We start from the raw sequence: 21,205 nt of genomic DNA, 5'->3' as shown, positions 1-21,205 counted from the left end.
GCGGCGGCGCGGCCACGGCCGCCGGCCGGGCCACCGGCTGCTCGTCGCGGGTGTGCCCCGGCCCGGCCGCGCCGCGCAGCGCCGCAGGCACGGTCGCGGTGGGTGAGTCGGTACGCGCCGCCCGGGCCGCGTCGGCCATCGCCGCGGCGCTCGGGTAACGGTCGGCGGGGTCCTTCGCCAGCGCCCGGGCCACCAGCTCGCGGACCGGCGCCGGGATCTCCGCCGGCAGCTCCGGCGGCTCGTCGTCGAGGTGGCGCACGGCGACCTGGAGCGGGTTGTCGCCGGTGAACGGCGGGCTGCCGGTCAGGCAGCAGTACGCCACCGCGCCGAGCGCGTAGACGTCCGTGGCGCCGGTGACCGGCCGGCCGGCGGCCTGCTCGGGCGCCATGTAGAGGGCGGTGCCGGGCACCGCGTTGGTGCTGGTGATGCTGGTGACGTTGGTGGAGCGGGCCACGCCGAAGTCGACCAGGACCACGGTGCCGTCGTCCTGCACGAGCAGGTTGCTCGGCTTGACGTCGCGGTGGACGATGCCCCGCCCGTGCGCGCCGTGCAGCGCCTGGGCCGTCTGGGCCACGATCGACATGGTCTCGTCGACGCCGAGCTGGCCGGCGTCCTCGATCCGCCGGGACAGCGGCTCGCCGGCGACGAACTCCATGACCAGGTAGTCGGCCCGGCTGCCGTCGGGCAGCTCGTCCTCGCCGCAGTCGAAGACCTGCACCACGCCGGGGTGCCGCAGTGACGCCATGATCCGCGCCTCGGAGCGGAACCGGGCGATGAAGTCCGGATCGCGGACCAGGGCGGGAAGCAGCACCTTGACGGCCACCTGGCGGCCGAGCACCAGGTCCTTGGCCCGCCAGACGTCGCCCATGCCGCCGGTGGCGACACGGTCTTCCAGGCGGTACCGACCGCTGAGCACGACGTCGGAGGAGAGCATCCCCATACCGTACCCACAGCGGTCGCGGAGTATTTCCGGCGATCTCTCCTGCGGCCGTCGGCGAGCGGCTGCGCCCCGGTCGGCCGGACGGCCGAGGGCGCGGCGACGGTGGGCTGACCGTGACCGGCCGGGTACGATCGGCCAGAAAATGCCGTTCTCCCGGCGGCTGTCCGCTTCCCGCGCGGGAGAAGCGACCCGACGGTGGCCTTCGTTACACCGACACGCCGCCCTCGCCGGTAGACATTTCTCTCGGTTTTCTGGCCGTCCGGGCCATGCCATCCGCCCGGTCGCGCTCCCGACGTCGGCCCGGCTCCCGGTCGCCCCGCGACGCCGGTACGGTATGTCCCGCCGCCGGCCGTGCCGGCGGCGGTATCCAGCGTGCGTCCCGGGCTCGGCCCGGCGCCGATCAGTTCAGCGGGGGGCCGGGGTGCGGATGGCGGTGTGGTCTCCCGCGTCGACGGACGCCCGACCCGCGATCGCGTGGCCCGGGCGGCGACCGTGACCAGAGAGCTGAACGAGGCGGTCACCGCGGCCCAGGCCGGGGACGAGGAGGCGTTCCGCTTCCTCTACCGCAGCCTGCAGCCGGCCCTGCTGCGGTACCTGACCACGCTGGTGGGGGGCGACGCCGAGGACGTGGCCTCGGAGACCTGGCTGCAGATCTCCCGGGACCTTCCCTCGTTCACCGGTGGCGAGTTCCGCGCCTGGTCGGTCACCATCGCCCGGAACCGGGCCATGGACCACCTGCGGCGGCAACGGCGTCGGCCCGTGGTCCCGGTGCCCGTGCAGGCCCTCAACGACCTGGCCGGGGACGCCGACACCGCCGACCGGGCCGGCGAGGCCCTCGGCACCGAGAGCGCGCTGGCGCTGATCCGCACGCTGCCACCGGCCGAGGCCGAGGCGGTGATGCTGCGGGCCGTCATCGGGCTCGACGCGGAGACCGCGGGGCGGGTGCTGGGCCGGCGGGCCGGCGCCGTGCGCACGGCGGCGCACCGCGGGCTGCGCCGGCTTGCCGCGCTGCTGGAGCGCGCCGCGCCGGAGGACGTGCCGGGCGCGGTCCGGCCCCGGCCCCGTACCGGCAGCCAGGCGCCGCACGCGTCCGAGGCTGAGCCGGCGGAGGGCTGACGTGAGGGGAGACGGCATGAGACCTCACCGGTCCGACGGGCCCGCCGACCGGGCGGAGTCCGACCGGCTGCTCGACGCCGTGCACGCCGTGCCGCCGGCCGACGCCGACCCGCTGACCCGGCTGCTCGCCGCCGCGGCGGCCCCGGCCACCGCGGGGGAACTCGACGGCGAGGACCGTGCGCTCGCCGCCTTCCGGGCCGCCCGGGCCGCGCCGGCGGTCGCCGCGCCGGTTCCGGCGTCCCGTCCGCGTCGTCGGCTCCGCGTCGCCGCCGCGCTGTCCGGGCTCGCCGCCACCGCGGTCGCCGGGGTGGCGTTCGCCGCCGTGCGGCTGGACCGGAGCCCGCCACCGGTGGTTCCGCCGGCCCCGACCACGGCGGGCCCCGCCCCGACCGCCGCCGGTCCGTCGCGGTCGACCCCCGCCGGCCCGTCCGGCGCGGCCTCCGGTGCGGCGTCGTCGCCCGGGACGCCGTCCGGGAGCCGGCCCGCCGCGCCGCCGTCGGTCGGCGGCGCGCTGGTCGGTCACTGCCGGGCCTGGCTGGCCAAGTCGGAGCCGCAGCGGGCCAAGGCGCTGACCAAGCCGGGCTTCGCCGACCTGGTGGCCGCCGCCGGCGGGCCTGACCGGGTGGAGAGCTACTGCCGGACCCTGGTGCCGGCGGCGTCCCCGAAGACGCCGGCGGCGAAGCCGTCCCCGAAAGCCCCGAAGACGCCGGCCGATCCGTCGCCGAAGAAGTCGGCGGACGACGAGCGGAAGCCCGGGCCGGGCGACCAGGACGACGACGAGGACTGAGCCGGCCGACGCAATCAGATTCCGGACAAAAATTCATCTCCCCGGGCGCGCGGATTCCGTCTGCTAGACAGAGGATGGGGAAGGCGCGGGCCCGTGCCGGACCGGCCGGGCCCAGGGCGACGGTGTGTCGCCCGTCCCCGGGGAGAGGAGCCGCCACATGGTGATGTCGCCGGAGCTGGACCGCGCCACCGTCCTGGGGGACGAGGCCGCGGCGCGCGGGCACCTGGCCCGGATCTGCTTCAAGACCGGCCCACCCACGCTCACCGGCGTCGAACTGGAATGGACCGTGCACGACGCCGCGGACCCGACCCGACCGGTCGACCGCGAGCGACTGCGCGCAGCGTTGGGACGGCACAGCCCCGTCACCCTCGACCCCACCAGCCCGACCGACGAGCTCCGGCGCGGCGGCACCGTGACCGTGGAGCCCGGCGGGCAGGTGGAGATCTCCACCCCGCCGCGACCGTCGGTCGCCGCGCTCATCTCGGCCACCGAGGCCGACATCACGCAGCTCCGCACCCGACTGGACGCCGCCGGCCTCGTGCTGGGCCGTACCGGCATGGACCCCTGGCGTCCGCCCCGACCGGCCGTGGAGACCGCCCGCTACCGCGCCATGCGGGACGTCTTCGACAGGCGTGGGCCGGCCGGGCGGGCGATGATGTACAGCACGGCCGGGCTCCAAATCTGCCTGGACGCCGGCGAGCCGGACCAGCTCGCCCAGCGCTGGGCCGCCGCGCACGCCGTCGGGCCGCCGCTGCTGGCCGCGTTCGCCACCGCCGACCGGCACGCCGGCCGACCCACCGGTTGGGCGTCCGCGCGGATGGCCGCCTGGCTGGCGATCGATCCGGCGCGCACCCGTCCGGTCTGGTCGCCGGCCGGCGTCGACCGTGACCCGGTGGCGGCCTGGACCGACTACGCGCTCGCCGCGCCGCTGCTGTGCGTCCGCGGCGACGGACCGGACTGGACCCCGCCGGCGGACGTGACCTTCACCGACTGGCTGGCCGGCGCGCTGCCCCGCCCACCCACCACCGACGATCTGGAATACCACGTCAGCACGCTCTTCCCGCCGGTACGCCCACGCGGCTACCTGGAACTGCGCTACCTGGACGCCCAGCCGGGCCGGGCCTGGACGGTGCCGCTGGCGGTGCTGGCGGCGCTGTTCGCCGACCGGACGACCACCGGCGACGCGCTCGCCGCGGCCGGTCCGGTCGCCGACCGGTGGCACGACGCGGCCCGGCACGGGCTGGCCGACCCCGCGCTGGCCACCGCCGCGGTTGCCCTGTTCGACCTGGCCCTGACCGCCCTGCCGGCGCTGGACCTGCCGGCCGGCCTGTACGACGAGACGCAGCGAGCGATCCGGCGGCGGCGCGCCGCCGCCACGGAGAGGGGACAGCGGTGACCACGACCGAGCGACCGGGTACGGACGCCGAACGGCTGCGCGACCGGATCGCGGCCGAGCTGGAGCGCACCCGCGCCCGCACCGCGCTGCTGACCGACGCGGTGGACGACGACGACCTGGTCCGGCAGCACTCCACCCTGATGTCGCCGCTGGTCTGGGACCTGGCGCACGTCGGCAACCAGGAGGAGTTGTGGCTGGTGCGCGACGTCGGCGGGCGCGAGCCGGTGCGCCGCGACATCGACGACCTCTACGACGCGTTCAAGCAGCCCCGCAAGGACCGGCCGGCGCTGCCGCTGCTGCCCCCGGCCGAGGCCCGCGCGTACGTGCGGACGGTCCGGGACAAGGTGTACGACCTGCTCGACGGCATCCGGTTCACCGACCGCCGGCTGGTCGAGGACGGCTTCGCGTTCGGCATGATCGTGCAGCACGAGCAGCAGCACGACGAGACCATGCTCGCCACCCACCAACTGCGCGCCGGCGCGCCGGTGCTGGACGCGCCACCGCCGCCGGAACCCCGGGTCGACGTCGGCGGCGAGGTGCTGGTGCCGGCCGGGCCGTTCACCATGGGCACCTCCACCGACCCGTGGGCGCTGGACAACGAGCGCCCGGCGCACACCGTCGACCTGCCCGCGTACCGCATCGACGCGACGCCGGTGACCAACGGGCAGTACCGCGCGTTCATCGCCGACGGCGGGTACGACCAGCCGCGCTGGTGGAGCGGGGCCGGCTGGCAACACCGGGTCGAGGCCGGGCTGAGCGCGCCGCTGCACTGGCGGCGTGACGGCGACGGCTGGGCGTACCGCCGGTTCGGCCGCTGGTCCGCGGTGCGCGACGACGAGCCGGTGGTGCACGTCTGCTGGTACGAGGCGCAGGCGTACGCGGCGTGGGCCGGCAAGCGGCTGCCCACCGAGGCGGAGTGGGAGAAGGCGGCCCGGTGGGACCCGGCGACCGGCCGGTCCCGCCGCTACCCGTGGGGCGACGAGGACCCGGGCACCGGGCACGCCAACCTGGGCCAGCGGCACCTGTGGCCGGCGCCGGTGGGCGCCTACCCGGAGGGCGCCTCGCCGCTGGGCGTGCACCAGCTCGTCGGCGACGTCTGGGAGTGGACGGCCAGCACGTTCCGGGGGCACCCCGGCTTCACCGCGTTCCCGTACCGGGAGTACTCGGAGGTCTTCTTCGGCGACGACCACCGGGTGCTGCGCGGCGGCTCGTTCGGCACCGACCGTTCGGCGTGCCGGGGCACGTTCCGCAACTGGGACTACCCGATCCGGCGGCAGATCTTCAGCGGGTTCCGCTGCGCCCGCGACGCCGGCGACGGGGAGTGAACCGGCCGGATGTGCCGTCACCTCGCGTACCTGGGTCCACCGGTCACCCTGCGGAGTCTGCTGTTCGACCCGCCGTACGGGCTGCTGCGGCAGTCCTGGGCGCCGCGTGACATGCGTGGCGGCGGCACCATCAATGCCGACGGCTTCGGCGTCGGCTGGTACCCGGACGGCGCCGACCCGGTCCGTTACCGGCGGGCCCAGCCGATGTGGAGCGACACGACGCTGCCGGAGCTGGCGGCCGTGACGTCCGCCGGGGCGGTGCTGGCCGCCGTCCGCTCGGCCACGGTCGGCATGCCGCTGCACGAGACCGCCGCCGCGCCGTTCGCCGAGGGACGCTGGCTGTTCAGCCACAACGGCGTGGTCCGGGGCTGGCCGGACCGTCTCGTCCCGCTCGCCGCCGGGCTGCCGGTGCGGGACCTGCTCACGCTGGACGTGCCGACCGATTCGGCGGTGCTCTGGGCGTTGGTCCGGCATCGGCTGCGGGCCGGCGCGGCGCTCGGCGACGCGGTGGCCGACACCGTCGCCGCGGTGGCCGCCGCGGCGCCCGGCTCGCGGCTGAACCTGTTGCTCACCGACGGCGTCACGGTCGCGGCGACGGTGGCCGGGCACGCGTTGTCGGTGCGGCGCGGCCCGGGTTCGGTGCTGCTGGCCTCCGAACCGTTCGACGACGATCCCGGCTGGCAGGCGGTGCCGGACGGGCGGCTGGTGCTGGCCACCGCGGCCGGGCTGGAATTCCGCGAGCTGGCCCCGACCGGGGCCGGCTCATCCACCGATGGCAGAGAGGACACCTGATGGGCGCGGAGCCGCTGGAGATCCACCTGGAGGAGCAGGACCTCGACCGGGCGCTGCGGGAGGACGTCCGGGTGGGGTTGACCGCGTCGCCGAAGTGGCTGCCGCCGAAGTGGTTCTACGACGCCCGGGGCAGCGAGCTGTTCGAGGAGATCACCCGCCTGCCGGAGTACTACCCGACCCGGGCCGAGCGGGCGGTGCTGGCCGCGCACGCGGCCGACGTCGCGGCGCTGACCGGCGCGAAGACGCTGATCGAGCTGGGTTCCGGTTCGTCGGAGAAGACCCGGCTGCTGCTGGACGCGTTCACCCGGCACGGCGATCTGGGCACGTTCGTGCCGCTGGACGTCTCGGTCAGCGCGTTGCGCGGGTCCACCGAGCAGATCGCCGCCGCGTACCCGGGGCTGCGGGTCCGGGGCATCGTCGGCGACTTCACCCGGCACCTGGACCGGCTGCCCACCGGCGGCCGGCGCCTGGTGGCGTTCCTCGGCGGCACGATCGGCAACCTGCTGCCGGGGGAGCGGGCCGGATTCCTCACCGCCATGCGCGCGGCGCTGGAGGTCGGGGACTGGCTGCTGATCGGCACCGACCTGGTGAAGGACCCGGCCGTGACCGTCCCGGCCTACGACGACGCCGCCGGCGTGACCGCCGAGTTCAACCGCAACGTGCTGCGGGTGATCAACCGGGAGCTGGGCGCGGACTTCGACGTCGCGGCGTTCCGCCACGTGGCGGTCTGGGACCCGGACCGGGAGTGGATCGAGATGCGGCTGCGCGCCGAGCGTCCGACCCGGGTGCGGGTGCTGGACCTCGACGTCACGTTCGCCGCCGGGGAGGAGTTGCGCACCGAGGTCTCGGCCAAGTTCCGGCCGGCGGGCGTCGCCGCCGAGCTGGACCGTGCCGGGTTCGCGCGGCAGGCGTTCTGGACCGACCCGGACGGGTTGTTCGGGGTGAGCCTGGCCCGGGCCGAGTGAGGGTCGGCGCGACCCCGGTCACACCCGGCGACCGGGGTCGGCGGTGATCGGCTAGGCTGGTCGGCGCGAAGGGGAGTAGCCCCCAATGTCGTGGTCGACACACTGGTGCGTTCCGCATCCGGCCACGCGGCCCCGGTCCCCGGGGCGGGCGAGACCTTCGACTCAGGCTGTCGCAGCCGGGTCGAGGGCGTCCCTGTCTCTCCTCCCGGCTTGATCGGGAAGGTTCACATGGAGGGTTTCCTCGTCGCGCTGGTGGTCAGCTTCGGCGTCATCTTCGTCGCCGAGCTGGGCGACAAGTCCCAGCTCATGGCGCTGACGTTCGCCACGCGCTTCCGACCGCTGCCGGTGCTCATCGGCATCACCATCGCCACCGCGATCGTCCACCTGGCCTCGGTGGCCATCGGTGTCGGCCTCAACAGCGTGCTGCCCACGGGCTGGATCTCACTCATCGCCGGTCTGGCGTTCCTCGGCTTCGGCGCCTGGACGCTGCGCGGCGACAAGCTCACCGAGGAGGAGAAGCGGAAGGCCGAACGCAGCACCAAGTCGGCGATCATCGCGGTCGGCGTGGCGTTCTTCCTGGCCGAGCTGGGCGACAAGACGATGCTCGCGACCATCACGCTGGCCACCAAGTACGGCTGGTTCGGCACCTGGCTCGGCTCCACGCTCGGCATGGTCGCGGCGGACGCGCTGGCGATCCTGGTGGGCCGGATGCTCGGCCGGCACCTGCCGGAACGGACCATCCGGTACGGCGCGGCCGTGCTGTTCGCCATCTGCGGTCTCTGGCTCGTCTTCGAGGCGGTCCGGGAGCTGACCTGAGCGGCGCTCGGATGATCAGTAACCGGCGCGGTGGGTAAGTAGCGGAGGTGACGCCGTGGCGGTGCGGAACGAGCGCCGCCCGGCGGGCCACCGAGACGGACGACCGGGAGGTTCGCGCATGAGCAGGCACGATGAGCCCAACGAGTACGGCTTCGCCGGGGGCGCCACGGCACCGGAACCGCCTCCCGGGGGTCGCGCGGACGAGCAGGACCGCGCCGAGCGGGTCGCGGTGCCGGGTGACGACTTCACCGAGCCGTTCGCCGACGCGCTGGAGGAGACCGAGGACGGCGCCGACCGTCGCGCCGAGCGCCACCGCTGATCGGTGTCCCGCACCGCCGGCCGTCGCCCCGACCGGGGGCGGCGGCCGGCGCGTTCCGAATCAGGCCGGCCGTTCCTGGTAGACGTCCGGGATGCCGTCGCCGTCGTCGTCCCGGCTCTCCCGTTCGCTGATCCGGCGGTGCACCCGGTTGCGCCGCAGCAGCACCCCGGCGGCCAGGCCGGCGGAGATCAGCGAACCGGCCAGCACCGCGGCCTTGACCCGCTCGTCCTCGGGGCTGCCCGGGCCGAACGCCAGCTCCCCGATGAGCAGGGAGACGGTGAAGCCGATACCGGCCAGCAACGACAGCCCGACCAGGTCCGCCCAGGTGATCTCCTCGTCCAGCTCGGCGCGGGTGAACCGGGCGAGCAGGAACGTGGAGCCGAACACGCCGATCACCTTGCCCAGCACCAGGCCGCCGGCCACGCCGAGCACGACCGGGTCCCGGACGACCGCGCCCAGGTCCACGTCGACGAGCGAGACCCCGGCGGCGAAGAACGCGAAGACCGGTACGGCGAGGCCGGCGGAGATCGGCCGCCAGCGGTGCTCCAGCCGTTCGGCGAGCCCGGGCTCACCGCGCCGTCCGGTCAGCACCGGCACGGTGAAGCCGAGCAACACGCCGGCCACGGTGGCGTGCACCCCGGAGGCGTGCACCAGCACCCAGGCGGTCACCGCCAGCGGGATCAGCGCCCACCACCAGGTGCGCCGCCGCTGCACCAGCAGCCCGAACACCGCGATCGGCAGCAGCGCGCCGAGCAGCGGCAGCGGGTGGAAGTCGGCGGTGTAGAACACCGCGATGATGGTGATGGCCAGCAGGTCGTCGACCACGGCGAGGGTGAGCAGGAAGGCCCGCAGTCCCTGCGGCAGGTGCGAGCCGATCACGGCCAGCACGGCGAGCGCGAAGGCGATGTCGGTGGCGGTGGGGATCGCCCAGCCGCGCAGCCCCGCGCCGCCGGCGCTCGCGGTCACCGCCAGGTAGATCAGCGCCGGCACCGCCATGCCGCCGATGGCGGCGACCACCGGCAACGCGGCCCGCCGGGGATCCCGCAGGTCCCCGGCGACGAACTCACGCTTGAGTTCCAGGCCGACCACGAAGAAGAAGATCGCCAGCAGCCCGTCGGCGGCCCAGGTGGCGAGCCCGAGGTCGAGGTGCAGCGCCGCGCCCCCGGGCCAGGGCACCCAGTCGCCCAGCGCGGCGTAGGCGGCGCGCCACGGCGAGTTCGCCCAGACCAGGGCGAGGACCGCGCCGAGCAGCAGCAGGCCGCCGCCGACCGTCTCGGTGCGCAGCACGTCCGCCAGGAAGCGGGCCTCCGGCCAGGACCGCCGAGCCAGCAGGCGGGAGGGCGAGGTGTGATGGGGCATACGGTGTCCGTCCGGGAGCAGGGGTCGGTGGATCCATCGCCGACCAGGCTTCCCGGCACACCGCGGCCAACCCTACCGGTCCGCCGGGCGGGCGGCGAGCGCAGCCGCGGTGTGCGCCGCCCCACCCGCCGTCGGCGGCGGTCAGCGTTGGCCGGGCAGCGCCGGCAGCACCGCGCCGATCGTCTCGCAGAACGCGGCCATCCGCTTCACCAGCTCTTCCGGGTCGGCGTACGGGTCCAGCGCGCGCACCTCGTCCGGGTCCAACGGCGGCACCGGCACGTGGGAGATCAACGGGTGCAGCGGCCGGCTGTCCGCCTCGTCCGCGCCGAAGAGGTGCTCGTGCAGCTTCTCGCCAGGTCGGAGCCCGGTGTAGACGATGTCGACCGGGTGGTCCGCCTCGGCGGACAGCCGCCGCGCCACGTCCGCGATCCGGACCGGCTCGCCCATGTCGAGCACCAGCGCCTCACCGCCGCGGCCGATGGTCGCGGCCTGGAGCACCAGGTGCACGGCTTCCTGCACGGTCATGAAGTAGCGGGTCACGTCCGGGTGGGTGACGGTGATCGGCACGCCGGCCCGGATCTGCGCCTGGAACGCGGTCAGCACCGAGCCCCGGCTGCTGAGCACGTTGCCGAACCGGACGCTGAGGTAGGTGCCGCCGAGCTGCGCGGCCCGGTGGGCGGTGAGCCGCTCGGTGATCCGCTTGGAGTAGCCGAGGACGCTCGTCGGGTTGGCCGCCTTGTCGGTCGAGATGTTGACGAACTCGGCGACGTCCCGGCACGCCTCCAGCACGTTCAGGGTGCCCCAGATGTTGGTCTTGATCGCCTCACCGGGGTGCCGCTGGAGCAGCGTCAGGTGCTTCAGCGCCGCCGCGTGGAACACCACGTCGGGCTGCCGGTCGGCGATCACCCGGGCGATGCCGTCGGCGTCCCGGATGTCGGCCAGGATCAGTTCGGGGCCGTCCAGCAGCGCCCGGCCGTGCAGGGACATCTGGAGCGCGTGCAGTGCCGACTCGTCCCGGTCGAGCATCATCAGCTCGTCCGGCTCGCACTGGGCGATCTGCCGGCACAGCTCCGAGCCGATCGAGCCGCCGGCACCGGTGACCAGTACCCGCCGGCCGGCCAGCCCGCCGCGTTCGACGGCCAGCTCGGCCACCCGGTGGGCGCGGCCGAGCAGGTCGGTGAGCTGGAGGTCGCGGACGTCGGTGGCGTGGACCGGGCGGTCGAGCACCTCGCGGACCGGGGGCAGGACCTTGAACGTGGCCCCGGCCTCCAGCGTGCGGGTGCGCACGTCGCGCAGCAGCCGCGGGTCGCCGCCGGTCATCGAGAAGATGACGGTACGCGCCTGGGTGGCCCGGACCACGGCGCCGACCTGCTCCCGCCCGCCGAGCACGCGCAGCCCTTCCAGGCGGAGCCCGCGGCTGTCCGGGGCGTCGTCGAGCAGACCCACCGGGCGGTAGCTGCTGTCCGGGTCGTGCAGCAGCACGCGGACCAGCCGTTCGCTGGCCGCGTCCACGCCGTAGACCAGGCACCGCTCGGCGTGCCGCGCCGCCGGACGGTGCCGGTCGGCGTGCGACCGCCACAGTCCGCGGCCGGCCGCCATCAGCACCAACGCGACGGCGCCGCCGACCAGCGGGGTGGTCGCCGGGACCGGCCGTTCGGCCCAGGGCAGCACGCCGGCGAGCGTGACCGCGGCGGCGATCGCGACGGTGCCGGCCAGCCCGCGGGCGTCTCCGGCGCTGCCGATCGGATAACGGCCGTAGAGCCGGGAGCGCAGCAGCGTGAGCAGCGCGTAGAGCGCGGCGCAGGCGAGCGCGACGGTGAGCACGCGGCCGGTCGCGGCGGCGGTCAGGTCGAACTCGTAGCGGGTCCAGGCGGCGCCGAGAAATCCTCCGCACCAGGCGGCCGTGTCCAGCGTTAACAGGGAGAGAGTGGCGGCGCGGTGGGTGGTCCGGCCGTGGGGTCGCACGGCGTCCGGCGCGGTGGTGGCTTCACGTTCCATGATTGCCCTCTACGTCCATCTGGAATGAGCGGGTTTGCGACGTACGTGCATGTCCAGTCGTTTACATTCGTCTGGTCACCTAACGTGGTGAATAGGCGATTCGATCCTGGCACGGCTACTGGGGCTTTTAGGGGGCTTTCGTGCAGTTTCATCGGCAGACCGGCGTGTCGGGAGGGGAAGCGGAATGAACGTTGTCGGCTACCTGCGCCTGGTTCGACGCCACTGGTGGATCGTGCTGGTCACGGTGATGCTCGCGGTGGCCGCCGCCGCCGTCCTGACGGTCCGTGCGGCGCCGCGGTACCAGGCCTCGGTGACCTTCTTCGTCACCACGCCCAGCCAGGGGGTCACCGACGCCTACCAGGGCAGCCTCTTCCTCCAGCAGCGGGTGAAGTCGTACGGTGACCTGCTCACCAGCGACCGGCTGGCGCAGAGCGTGGTCGCCGACGCGCCCCTCGGGCTCACCGCCGACCAGGTGCGCAGCCGGATCAACACGTCCACCACGACCGGCACGGTGCTGCTGCGGGCGACGTTCACCGACACCGACCAGAACCGGGCGCTCAAGACCACCGAGACGCTCTCGGCCAAGTTCGTCGAGCTGGTGCGCAAGGTGGAGACCCCGCCGGACGGCAAGGCGCCGCCCATCAAGATCGAAATGGTCAGCGGACCGCGGGTCACCTCCAGCCCGGTCTCGCCGCGACCGGCGCGCAACCTGGCCCTGGGCGGGCTGCTCGGCCTGCTGGCCGGCGCCGCGCTGGCCGTGCTGCGCGGCATGGCCGACGTACGGATGCGCGACGCCGTGGCGTTGCAGCGGGTGACCGGCAGCCCGCTGCTGGGCGAGATCCCGTTCGAGGCCGGCGCGAAGGCCGCCCCGCTGATCGTCGGGGACGCGGCCACCTCGGTCCGCGCCGAGGCGGTCCGCAAGCTGCGCACCAACCTGCGCTTCGTGGACGTGCACGAGCCGGCCCGGGTCATCGCGGTCACCAGCGCGCTCCAGGGCGAGGGGAAGACCACCATGGCGTGCAACATCGCCATCGCGCTGGCCGAGGCGGGGTGGCGGGTGCTGCTCATCGACGCTGACCTGCGCCGCCCCAAGGCCGCCGACTACCTCGGTCTCGACGGCGGGGTCGGGCTCACCGACGTGCTCGTCGGCGACGTGCAGGTCGGTGACGTGGTGCAGCGGTGGGGTGAGAAGTCGCTGCTGGTCCTGCCCAGCGGCGCCACCCCGCCGAACCCGAGCGAGCTGCTCGGCTCCAAGGCGATGGCGGACCTGCTGGTGGCGCTGCGCGAGTCGGCGGACATCGTGATCATCGACACCGCGCCGCTGCTCGCGGTCACCGACGGCGTGGTGGTGGCCGTGCAGGCCGACGGCGCGCTCCTGGTCACCCAGCAGGGGCGGACCTCGCGCGGCCAGGTGGCCGCCGCCGCGCGGGCGCTCAGCTCGGTGTCGGTGCGTCTGCTCGGCTGCGTGCTCAACATGGCCAAGGTCGGCAAGGCGGACGCCTACCAGTACGAGACGTACAAGGTGGTCGTGCCGCCGGCCGCGCCGGCCGTGCCCGCCGACCGCGTCGGGGCGACCCAGCGAGGTGCGCAGACCGTCGTGGGTGACCGGACTCAGGAACTCACCCGGCTGTCGCGATGAGCGCGCGCAGGGGCCGGATCGACCGCTCGATCTCCTCGGCGCACCGGCGGAAGTCGGCCGGGGAGCCGCCGATCGGGTCCCGCAGGTCGTCCGTGCCGTCGGGGGCGGGTTGCAGCCGCCCCCGGGCACGGACGGCCGCCACCACGGCCGCCCGCAGCGGGGTGGCCCCGGACACACCGTCCGGCCCGGCCGCGGCGGCCAGGCGGGCGAACTGGTGCAGCGTGAACATCCGGCCCAACGCGGCCGGGGCCAGCGCCGCGCAGGCCGAACGCTGCCGCCGGGTCGCGGTCAGCACCAGCGCCGCCGAGGTGAGGTGCTCCGGGCGCAGGCGGCGGGTGCGGAAGGCGGTCACGTCCGCGCCGTCCCCGGCGGCCACCTCGACGGCGTACGGGTGCATGGCCGCCCCGTCGACCGCGTCGGTGCCGGCGCTGGCCACCGTCACCGGCAGCCCGGCCAGCAACCGGCGGGCGATGAACTCGGCCATCGGTGACCGGCACATGTTCGCGTGGCAGACGAAGAGCACCCCGTCGTCGGGCATCTGGACCCCTCTGGTCGGCGCGGTCGCGCGGGACGGCGCGGCGACGGCGGGCTGCCGGCGGTCGCGGCCGGACGGCGAGGGGATGCCGGCATCGTACGCGCCACGGTGGACCGGGGTCCGGCAGGCCGCGCCGGGAGCGCGGCCATGAGGATCGGCATCCTGTCGTACCACTTCCCGCCGGAACCGGCGTTCATCCCGGGCAGCCTGGCCGAGGAGTTGGCCGCCCGGGGCCACGAGGTACGCGTGCTCACCGGGTTCCCGGACCACCCGGGCGGCCAGCTCTATCCGGGCTGGCGGCAACGGTGGGGGCACCAGACGCGCAGCGAGCGGCTGACCGTGCGCCGGGTGCCCCGGTACGCCGGTGGGGCGGGCTCCGCTCGCGCGCGGGCGGCCGGCTGGCTCTCCTTCGCCGGCAGCGCGACGCTCGCCGGCCGACGCTACCTGCGGGACCTCGACGCGCTGTACGTCCTTCAGCTCCCCGCGGTGACCTTCGCCGCGGCCGGCCTATTGCGGATGCTGGGCCGGGTGCCGACGGTGCTGCACGTGCAGGACGTCTGGGCGGAGGAGGAGCCGGCCCGGCCGGGGGCGGCAGGTGGCTGGTCGGGCCGGCTGGACGCCGGCCTGCGTCGGCTGTACCGGGAGGCGGACGCGATAGCGGTCAGCGCACCGTCCATGCGCGAGCTGGTGCTCGCCGGCGGAGCCGAACCGGACCGGGTGCGCACGGTGCTCAACTGGACCGACGAGCGACTGTTCCGCCCGGCGCGGCCCGGTCCGGCCGCACGTCGGCTGATCCGCCGGGACGACCGCTGCGTGGTGATGCACGCCGGCACGATCGGCGTACGGCAGGGTCTGGAGACCGCGGTCCGGGCGGCGGCGGCGCTGGGGGACCGGATGGACCTGGTCCTGGTCGGCTCGGGCGCGGAGGAGCGGCGGGTGCGGGACCTCGCCGCCGAACTCCGCGCGGACAACGTCCGGTTCGTCGAGCGGCGCTCGCCGGCGGACATGCCCCAGCTCTACGCGGCCGCCGACTACCAGCTCGTCATGCTGCGCGACCGGCCGGAGCTGCGCGGCACCGTGCCCGGCACCCTGCCGGCCGCGCTCTCCTGCGCCGCGCCGGTGGTCGCCTCGGCCGGCGGCGACACCGCGGAGCTGGTGGAGCGGGCCCGAGCGGGGCTGTCCTGCCCGCCCGAGGACTGGGCGGCCCTGGCCGACCGCTTCTGGCTGGCCGCGGCGATTCCCGCGGCGGCCCGGGCCGACATGGGCCGCCGGGGACGGGACGCCTACCTGCGGCAGATGTCGCTGCGGGCCGGCGTGGACCGGATCGAGGCGCTGCTGCGCGACGTGGCGACGGATCGAATGAAAAACCGGAAAACCGACTAGAAGGCTTATCGGGTCGATACATACTCGTATACGACATGAGCACCGAATGGTGATCGAAGGTCGGTCGACTCCGAGGAGAGTGGCGTGACGGAACCTGCGGCGTCGCATCGCCGACGCCGACACTCACGGCGACGCCGGCGGGCCCGCGTCCGTCGCGTCCTGCTGATCGGGCTGGTCGTCGTCTCGGTGCTGGCCACCGCCGGCGGTTGGGTCACGTTCCGGGGTTGGCAGGCCCGGGCCCACCTGGTGAACGCCGCCGGCCTGGCCAAGGACCTCAGCGCCCAGGTGCTCGACGGTGACGTGGCCCGGGCCCAGCGGACCCTGGCCGCGCTCCAGGAGCAGGCCGGCGCCGCGCGCGGAGCGACCGGTGACCCGGTCTGGTGGCTCGGCCAGGGCATCCCGTACGCCGGGGACAACCTGACCGCGGTGCGGCAGATCTCGGTGGCGGTGGACGACCTGGCCCGGCTCGCCTTCCCCACCCTGCTCCGGGTCGACCTCGCCTCGCTGGTGCCGAAGCAGGGCCGGCTCGACGTGGGCCGGCTGCGCGCGGTCGCGGCCGAGGTGTCGGCCGCCGACCAGGCGGTCCGGCGGACGGCGGACCGGCTGCGGGCGGTGCCGACCCACGGCCTGGTGACCCAGGTACGTGACGCGGTCACCGCGCTGCGGCAGGAGTTGGACCGGTTGGGCGGGCTCACCTCCGCCGCCGACCACGGCGTCCGCCTGTTGCCGCCGCTGCTCGGCGCGGACGGCCCGCGCAGCTACCTGCTCGTCTCGCAGAACCCGGCCGAGCTGCGGGCCACCGGCGGCATGTTCGGCGCGTACGCCGTGCTGCGCGCGGACTCCGGCCGGATCCGGCTGGCGGGGCAGGGCAACGCGACGGATCTGCGGTACTTCGATCCACCGCTCAAGGTGGACCCGGAGATGCGCCGGCTCTGGACCGACCTGCCGGGGATGTATCCGGCGGACGTCAATCTGAGCCCCGACTTCCCGACCGCCGCCGCGCTCTACCGCGAGATGGTGCGCCGACGCACCGGGATCACGGTGGACGGGGTGCTGGCGGTCGACCCCGTGGTGCTGTCGTACCTGCTCAACGTCATCGGCCCGGTGCAGGTGCCGGACGGTCCGGCGCTGGCCGGTGGCACCGCCGTGCGGACGCTGCTCAGCGACTCGTACCGGGACCTGGACGTGAAGGCGCAGGACGCGTTCTACGCGCGGGCCGCGTCGGGGGTGATCGACGCGCTGTTCACCAGGACGGTTGACCCGCGAGCGCTTTTAACCGTTATTAGCCGCTCGATACAGGAACGTCGGATATTGTTCTGGAGTGTCCGTTCTGAGGAGCAACGCGCGTTGGCCGGGACCCGGCTGGCCGGGCAACTCCCGGAGCGGGACACCGTGCCGACTGTCGGCGTGTTCCTCAACGACGGCAGCGGCGCGAAGCTCGGCTACTACCTCAGGTTCTCGGCCACCCTGACGGTCGGCGCGTGCCAGCCGGACGGACGCCGTGAACTGCGGCTGCGGGTCACGGTGCACTCCACCGCCCCGCGGACGGGGCTGACCGAATCGGTCACGGGCATGGCCATGTCCGGCGACAGGTACACCGCCCGCACGTTCGTCTCGGTGCACACCCCCAGCGGCGGCGCGGTCCTCGCCGGCCGACTGGACGGCCGGGACACCACGATGGGCAGTGGGACCGACGGCCGCCGCCAAGTGGCGGTGGCGAACGTGGAGGTCGGCCCCGGGCAGACCCGGACGCTCGACATCACGCTGCTCACCGGCCAGAACGGCGCCGGCACGGCCGATCTGGTGCTCACCCCCACCGTCACCCCGTGGACCACCCAGATAACCACCGCACCCAGATGTGAACAGTAGGAGGGAAACCATCATGCGGCTATCCCGCATCATCATGGCGCTCTCGGTGGGCCTGGCCATCGTGGCCGCGCCGACCGCGGCCGGAGCGGCGCAGCCGCAGCCACCGGTCTACCCGCCCGTGGTCGCGTCGCTGACCGTGACGCCGACGACCATCACGCTCGGCCAGACGTTCACGCTCAACGGCCGGAACTTCCTGCCGAACGAGCAGGTCCGGATCGACGTCGCCATCTCCAACCTGCCCGTCGCCGCACCCGCCGAGGGAACCGCGCGGCGCAGCGACGGCAGCACGGTGGCGATGGCGTCGGTCGCGTACCTGCCGAGCGGTCCCACACCGCAGCCGGCACCCACCACCTTCGTGGTGACCGCCGACGCGAACGGCAGCTTCACCGTCACCTACCGCCCGACCCGTCCCGGTCGCTACACGTTCACCGCGACCGGGCTGACGTCCGGCCGGACCGCCAGCGCGACCGGCATCGTGTTGCCCAAGCGCCCGCCGCACCCGCCGCGTCCGCCGCACCACGGCGGTCACCTGCCCGTCACGGGCGACAGCATCGGCACGCCGCTGAAGCTCGGCGGTGGCCTGGCCGGTGCCGGCGCGGTGCTGCTGCTGGGGTCCCTGGCCTGGCGCCGCCGTCGCCTCGGCTGACGCCAGGCGCGCCGGGGGAGACCCCGGGCCGATCGCGAGTGCCCGCCGGAGAAGCTCCGGCGGGCACCCGCGTGTCCGGGGTACGCCGCACAATGAACCGGTGCACCCGACGCCACCGTGGACGGATCCCGCCGGTCTCCTCACGCTGCCCGGCGGCGCCACCGTGCGGGGGCGCCGCGTCGCCGCCCCGGCCGCCCCGGCCGACTTCGCCCTGCTGCTGGCGCGCGGGCCGGAGCCGGCCTGGCCGGTCCGGCGGATCCGCTGGCCCGACTTCTGGCTTCCGCTGGACCGCGCCGACGCCCTGGACGCGCTGCGCGAGGCGCGGCGACGCGCGTACGCCGGTCAACGGGTCGAGGTCGCCTGCTACGGCGGCGTGGGCCGCACCGGCACCGCGCTCGCCGCCCTGGCGGTGCTCGACGGGCTGGACCCCGGGCCGGCGGTCGCCTGGGTGCGTGCGCACTACCATCCGCGTGCGGTGGAGACGCCGTGGCAGCGACGGTGGCTGCGCGGCGTCCACTGACTGACGCACCGGTCCCGGCGGGCCGCTCGGGACAGCCCGGCTTCGCGGCTCGACCACGGCACGGGGCCGGACGATCGGCGCAGCGTCACCGGCCCGGTGAGCCGTGCCGCCGGCGGAGCCGCGCTGGGTAGGGTGCCTCTTCATGAGAGCCCGGGTCCTGGCCGCCGTCACCGCCGTCACCCTGCTCGCGTCCGGTGCGCCTGCCCCGGCGCGGGGCGCTCCCGCGCCGGCTCCCGCTCCCGGCGCCGCGGCGCCATGCCCACGGCTGCCCGCGCCGAAGGTGTCCCGGCCGCCGCGTCCCGTCCCGCCGGCGTCGGTGCCCGAACAGCAGGTGGTGGGCGGCGAGACGCTTGCGGGTCCGGGCCTCGTCACGCCGCCCGGCAGTCCCGCGCCGCCCGCGGTCACCGCCACCACCTGGCTGGTCGCCGACCTGGACAGCGGCGCCGTGCTGGGCGCCTGCGGGCCGCACGCGTACGGCACCCCCGCCAGCACCCAGAAGCTGCTGCTGGCCGCCACCATGCTCAACCGCCTCGACCCGAAGCAGGTGGCCGTCGCCACCGCCGCCGACCTGGACATCGAGCCGGGCAGCTCGGCGGTGGGCCTGCTGGTCGGCGGGCGCTACCCGGTCGAGACGCTCTGGCTGGGCCTGCTGCTCCAGTCCGGCAACGACGCGGCGAACATGCTGGCCCGGCTGGGCGCCGGCAGCGCCCGGGCCGGGGTCGACCAGATGAACGCCGAGGCACGCCGGCTCGGCGCGCTCCAGACCCACGCGGTCACGCCGTCCGGCCTGGACGGCCCCGGGCAGTTCACCAGCGCGTACGACCTGGCGCTGATCGCCCGCGCCTGTTTCGCCGACCCCCGCTTCGGCCGGTACGCGATGACCGAGCGGGCCCAGATCCCGGCCCAGCCCGCACTGAAGAAGGGCGGGTTCCAGATCCAGAACGAGAACCAGCTCGTCTACCGCTATCCCGGAGCGCTGGGCGGCAAGACCGGCTTCACCGAGCTGGCCCGGCACAGCTATGTCGGTGCCGCCCAGCGCGGCGGGCGCCGGCTGGTGGTGACGCTGCTCGGCGCCGAGGCCCGCCCGGTGCGCGGCTGGCAGCAGGGCGCGCAACTGCTCGACTGGGGCTTCACGCTGCCCCGGGACGCGTCGGTCGGCCGGCTGGTCGACCCGGGTGAGCTGGACCGACCGGCCGCGCCGGCAGCGACCCGGGAACCCGCGGCCGACGCGCCGGCGACACCGACGCCGACGCCGACGCCGTGGCGAGGGCCGGCCGGCACCGCGCTGCACCGGATGGCCGACGGCGACTGGGCGCTCATCGTGCCGGCCGCCGGCCTGCTGGCGCTCGTCGTCGGCGGGACGGTGGCGGTGCTCGCCGCCCGGCGGGGCCGGCTCCGGCGGTCCGGCCGCCGCCGCGCCTGACCACCGCGCCTGACCACCGCGCCTGACCACCGCGCCTGACCACCGCGCCTGACCGCCGTGCCTGACCGCCGCGCCTGACCGCCGCGCCGCTCCCGCTCGGATCCGTCCGCCGGCCCGCTGGCCGGTACCGCTCCCGCTTCGATCCGTCCGCGGTGGCGCCGACCGGTCCCGGTCCCCGCTCGGACCGCCCGGCCGGGCCTGACCGGTTCCGGTCCCGCCGCGTGGACGCCGTCCGGGTGGGTATGCGCCGCCCATGGCGCACCCGGGACGGATCGTGGTGGTCTCCGCGGACATCGGCGCCGGACACGACCGGGCCGCCGACGAGCTGGCGGAGCGCCTGCGCGGCCGGGGCTTCCAGGTGGACCGGTTGAACCTTCTCCACCTGCTGCCCGGCCCGGTGCACCGGGCGGTGCGGGAGACGTACCGGGGGGTGCTGCACCGGCTACCCCGGGGCTACCACCTGCTGTTCCGGCTGACCAGCCGGTCCCGGGTGTCCGTCTGCGCCATCCGCGCGCTGCTGCGCCCGTTCCGGGCCCGGATCCGCCGCCGCATCCCGCCGGACACGAGAGCGGTGGTGACCACCTATCCGTTCGCCAACCAGCTTCTCGGCCCGCTGCGGCGCGGCGGCCGGCTCCGTGTCCCGATTCTCACCTACGTGACCGATTTCGTGGTGCACCCGACCTGGCTCGCGCCGGGCGTGGACGTCTACTGCACGATGCGGCACGCCGAGCTGCAACGCGACGCCGACGCCGACGTCGCGGTGGTCGAGCCGCTGGTCTCCCGGGCGTTCGCCGTCGGCGCCGGCCTCGACCGGCGGCGGGCCCGGGAGCGGTTCGGCCTGCCGCACGACGGTGTGCTCGCCCTCGTGGTGGCCGGGTCCTGGGGCGTCGGCGAGGTGGCGGCCACGGTGGCGGAGGTCGGCGCGACCGGGGCCCGGCCGGTGGTGGTGTGCGGGCGCAACGGGTCGCTGCGCCGACGACTGAGCGGTCCCGGCCGGCACGTGCTGGGCTGGGTGGACGACATGCCGACGCTGATGCGGGCCGTGGACGTGGTGGTGGAGAACGCCGGCGGGCTGACCTGTCAGGAGGCGCTCGCGGCCGGGGTGCCGGTGGTCACCTACCGTCCCCTGCCGGGGCACGGGCGGGCGAACGCCGACGTCCTGGCCCGGTCCGGCCTCACCCGGTGGGCGGGCACCCCGGACCAGCTCGGCCCGGTGCTCGCGGCGGTGCTCGACGCCGGCCCGCCGGCCCCGCCGCCGCACCGCGCCCCGCCGCCGGGGACCGCCGGCCCGCGCCCCGACCCCGGGCCCGAGGAACCGGCCGGGCCGCGTGCCGGCGGTGCGTCCGAGGATCCGGGCGGGCCGCGTGCCGGCCCGGT

Annotated in this window: 19 protein-coding genes; 15 read left to right on the top strand and 4 right to left on the bottom strand. The window is 75.3% G+C overall.

Going from position 1 to position 21,205, the window contains the following annotated elements; translation table 11 throughout:
* Positions 1 to 934: serine/threonine-protein kinase (locus C8054_RS30990; protein ID WP_233220256.1), on the bottom strand; the 934-nt coding region annotated here is incomplete at its 3' end.
* A gap of 498 nt (positions 935 to 1,432) precedes the next feature.
* Here C8054_RS30990 and C8054_RS30985 point away from each other — a divergent pair.
* The 8 genes from C8054_RS30985 to C8054_RS30950 all read left to right on the top strand — a co-directional run bounded on the left by C8054_RS30985 (position 1,433) and on the right by C8054_RS30950 (position 8,456).
* Positions 1,433 to 2,056: an RNA polymerase sigma factor gene (locus C8054_RS30985; protein ID WP_107162710.1), complete on the top strand. Its 624-nt coding sequence runs from the start codon at positions 1,433 to 1,435 to the stop codon at positions 2,054 to 2,056.
* 16 nt (positions 2,057 to 2,072) lie between these two features.
* A complete protein-coding gene (locus C8054_RS30980; RefSeq protein WP_233220255.1) occupies positions 2,073 to 2,843 on the top strand; it encodes a hypothetical protein in 771 nt (256 codons plus the stop codon).
* A 157-nt stretch (positions 2,844 to 3,000) separates the two neighbouring features.
* Positions 3,001 to 4,239, top strand: coding sequence for an ergothioneine biosynthesis glutamate--cysteine ligase EgtA (gene egtA, locus C8054_RS30975; protein WP_107162709.1), 1,239 nt, complete (start codon positions 3,001 to 3,003; stop codon positions 4,237 to 4,239).
* On the top strand, positions 4,236 to 5,564 hold the full coding sequence (egtB, locus tag C8054_RS30970) for an ergothioneine biosynthesis protein EgtB (protein ID WP_107162708.1): 1,329 nt from the start codon (positions 4,236 to 4,238) through the stop codon (positions 5,562 to 5,564). The genes egtA and egtB overlap by 4 nt, the downstream gene beginning before the upstream one ends.
* 9 nt (positions 5,565 to 5,573) lie before the next feature.
* Positions 5,574 to 6,356 (top strand): ergothioneine biosynthesis protein EgtC, encoded by a 783-nt coding sequence (gene egtC, locus C8054_RS30965; protein WP_107162707.1) that lies wholly within the window; start codon positions 5,574 to 5,576, stop codon positions 6,354 to 6,356.
* Entirely contained in the window at positions 6,356 to 7,321 is a 966-nt protein-coding gene (gene egtD / locus C8054_RS30960) for an L-histidine N(alpha)-methyltransferase (protein ID WP_107162706.1), read from the top strand. The genes egtC and egtD overlap by 1 nt, the downstream gene beginning before the upstream one ends.
* A 228-nt stretch (positions 7,322 to 7,549) precedes the next feature.
* Positions 7,550 to 8,137 carry a TMEM165/GDT1 family protein gene (locus C8054_RS30955; RefSeq protein ID WP_107162705.1) on the top strand — a complete coding sequence of 196 codons (588 nt, stop codon included), beginning with the start codon at positions 7,550 to 7,552 and terminating at the stop codon, positions 8,135 to 8,137.
* Between the two features lie 118 nt (positions 8,138 to 8,255).
* Positions 8,256 to 8,456: a hypothetical protein gene (locus tag C8054_RS30950; RefSeq protein WP_107162704.1), complete on the top strand. Its 201-nt coding sequence runs from the start codon at positions 8,256 to 8,258 to the stop codon at positions 8,454 to 8,456.
* Positions 8,457 to 8,516: 60 nt separating this feature from the next.
* Here the strand turns inward: C8054_RS30950 and nhaA are convergent, their stop codons facing one another.
* Complete coding sequence (gene nhaA / locus C8054_RS30945; protein ID WP_107162703.1) at positions 8,517 to 9,815, bottom strand: Na+/H+ antiporter NhaA; 1,299 nt, start codon at positions 9,813 to 9,815, stop codon at positions 8,517 to 8,519.
* Between the two features lie 141 nt (positions 9,816 to 9,956).
* A complete protein-coding gene (locus tag C8054_RS30940) occupies positions 9,957 to 11,813 on the bottom strand; it encodes a nucleoside-diphosphate sugar epimerase/dehydratase (RefSeq protein ID WP_107162702.1) in 1,857 nt (618 codons plus the stop codon).
* 184 nt (positions 11,814 to 11,997) lie between these two features.
* On the opposite strand from C8054_RS30940, the gene C8054_RS30935 reads away from it, so the two are divergent.
* The gene (locus C8054_RS30935) at positions 11,998 to 13,452 is read left to right on the top strand and encodes a polysaccharide biosynthesis tyrosine autokinase (RefSeq protein ID WP_107162701.1); all 1,455 of its coding nucleotides are present in this window, start codon (positions 11,998 to 12,000) and stop codon (positions 13,450 to 13,452) included.
* On the opposite strand, the gene C8054_RS30930 is transcribed toward C8054_RS30935, so the two are convergent.
* Positions 13,433 to 13,990 carry a low molecular weight phosphatase family protein gene (locus tag C8054_RS30930; RefSeq protein ID WP_107162700.1) on the bottom strand — a complete coding sequence of 186 codons (558 nt, stop codon included), beginning with the start codon at positions 13,988 to 13,990 and terminating at the stop codon, positions 13,433 to 13,435. The genes C8054_RS30935 and C8054_RS30930 overlap by 20 nt on opposite strands.
* A 144-nt stretch (positions 13,991 to 14,134) precedes the next feature.
* Between C8054_RS30930 and C8054_RS30925 the strand changes: the two genes are divergently transcribed.
* The 6 genes from C8054_RS30925 to C8054_RS30900 all read left to right on the top strand — a co-directional run.
* On the top strand, positions 14,135 to 15,370 hold the full coding sequence (locus C8054_RS30925; RefSeq protein ID WP_107162699.1) for a glycosyltransferase family 4 protein: 1,236 nt from the start codon (positions 14,135 to 14,137) through the stop codon (positions 15,368 to 15,370).
* Positions 15,371 to 15,454: 84 nt separating this feature from the next.
* Positions 15,455 to 17,239, top strand: a complete 1,785-nt coding sequence (locus tag C8054_RS30920; protein ID WP_107162698.1) for a DUF4012 domain-containing protein — start codon at positions 15,455 to 15,457, stop codon at positions 17,237 to 17,239.
* Positions 17,240 to 17,252: 13 nt separating this feature from the next.
* Complete coding sequence (locus C8054_RS30915; protein WP_107162697.1) at positions 17,253 to 17,885, top strand: hypothetical protein; 633 nt, start codon at positions 17,253 to 17,255, stop codon at positions 17,883 to 17,885.
* 100 nt (positions 17,886 to 17,985) lie between these two features.
* Positions 17,986 to 18,405, top strand: coding sequence for a protein-tyrosine phosphatase family protein (locus C8054_RS30910; RefSeq protein ID WP_107162696.1), 420 nt, complete (start codon positions 17,986 to 17,988; stop codon positions 18,403 to 18,405).
* Positions 18,406 to 18,547: 142 nt separating this feature from the next.
* Positions 18,548 to 19,828, top strand: a complete 1,281-nt coding sequence (locus C8054_RS30905) for a D-alanyl-D-alanine carboxypeptidase family protein (protein ID WP_107162695.1) — start codon at positions 18,548 to 18,550, stop codon at positions 19,826 to 19,828.
* 253 nt (positions 19,829 to 20,081) lie between these two features.
* Positions 20,082 to 21,205: glycosyltransferase (locus C8054_RS30900; protein WP_107162694.1), on the top strand; the 1,124-nt coding region annotated here is incomplete at its 3' end.

Source organism: Micromonospora sp. RP3T, assembly GCF_003027925.1.
In the GTDB taxonomy this organism is placed as follows: domain Bacteria; phylum Actinomycetota; class Actinomycetes; order Mycobacteriales; family Micromonosporaceae; genus Micromonospora.
Note: the sequence above shows the minus strand (reverse complement) of the source record. Positions and strands in the feature narration are given on the sequence as shown.

What these genes read in the sequence shown, in the direction of transcription:
- nhaA (WP_107162703.1), bottom strand. Translation starts at nt 9,815, where the DNA reads ATGCCCCATCACACCTCGCCCTCCCGCCTGCTGGCTCGGCGGTCCTGG.
- C8054_RS30940 (WP_107162702.1), bottom strand. Translation starts at nt 11,813, where the DNA reads ATGGAACGTGAAGCCACCACCGCGCCGGACGCCGTGCGACCCCACGGC.
- egtC (WP_107162707.1), top strand. Translation starts at nt 5,574, where the DNA reads ATGTGCCGTCACCTCGCGTACCTGGGTCCACCGGTCACCCTGCGGAGT.
- egtD (WP_107162706.1), top strand. Translation starts at nt 6,356, where the DNA reads ATGGGCGCGGAGCCGCTGGAGATCCACCTGGAGGAGCAGGACCTCGAC.
- C8054_RS30950 (WP_107162704.1), top strand. Translation starts at nt 8,256, where the DNA reads ATGAGCAGGCACGATGAGCCCAACGAGTACGGCTTCGCCGGGGGCGCC.
- egtA (WP_107162709.1), top strand. Translation starts at nt 3,001, where the DNA reads ATGGTGATGTCGCCGGAGCTGGACCGCGCCACCGTCCTGGGGGACGAG.
- C8054_RS30925 (WP_107162699.1), top strand. Translation starts at nt 14,135, where the DNA reads ATGAGGATCGGCATCCTGTCGTACCACTTCCCGCCGGAACCGGCGTTC.
- C8054_RS30955 (WP_107162705.1), top strand. Translation starts at nt 7,550, where the DNA reads ATGGAGGGTTTCCTCGTCGCGCTGGTGGTCAGCTTCGGCGTCATCTTC.
- C8054_RS30905 (WP_107162695.1), top strand. Translation starts at nt 18,548, where the DNA reads ATGAGAGCCCGGGTCCTGGCCGCCGTCACCGCCGTCACCCTGCTCGCG.
- C8054_RS30980 (WP_233220255.1), top strand. Translation starts at nt 2,073, where the DNA reads ATGAGACCTCACCGGTCCGACGGGCCCGCCGACCGGGCGGAGTCCGAC.
- C8054_RS30935 (WP_107162701.1), top strand. Translation starts at nt 11,998, where the DNA reads ATGAACGTTGTCGGCTACCTGCGCCTGGTTCGACGCCACTGGTGGATC.
- C8054_RS30930 (WP_107162700.1), bottom strand. Translation starts at nt 13,990, where the DNA reads ATGCCCGACGACGGGGTGCTCTTCGTCTGCCACGCGAACATGTGCCGG.
- C8054_RS30915 (WP_107162697.1), top strand. Translation starts at nt 17,253, where the DNA reads ATGCGGCTATCCCGCATCATCATGGCGCTCTCGGTGGGCCTGGCCATC.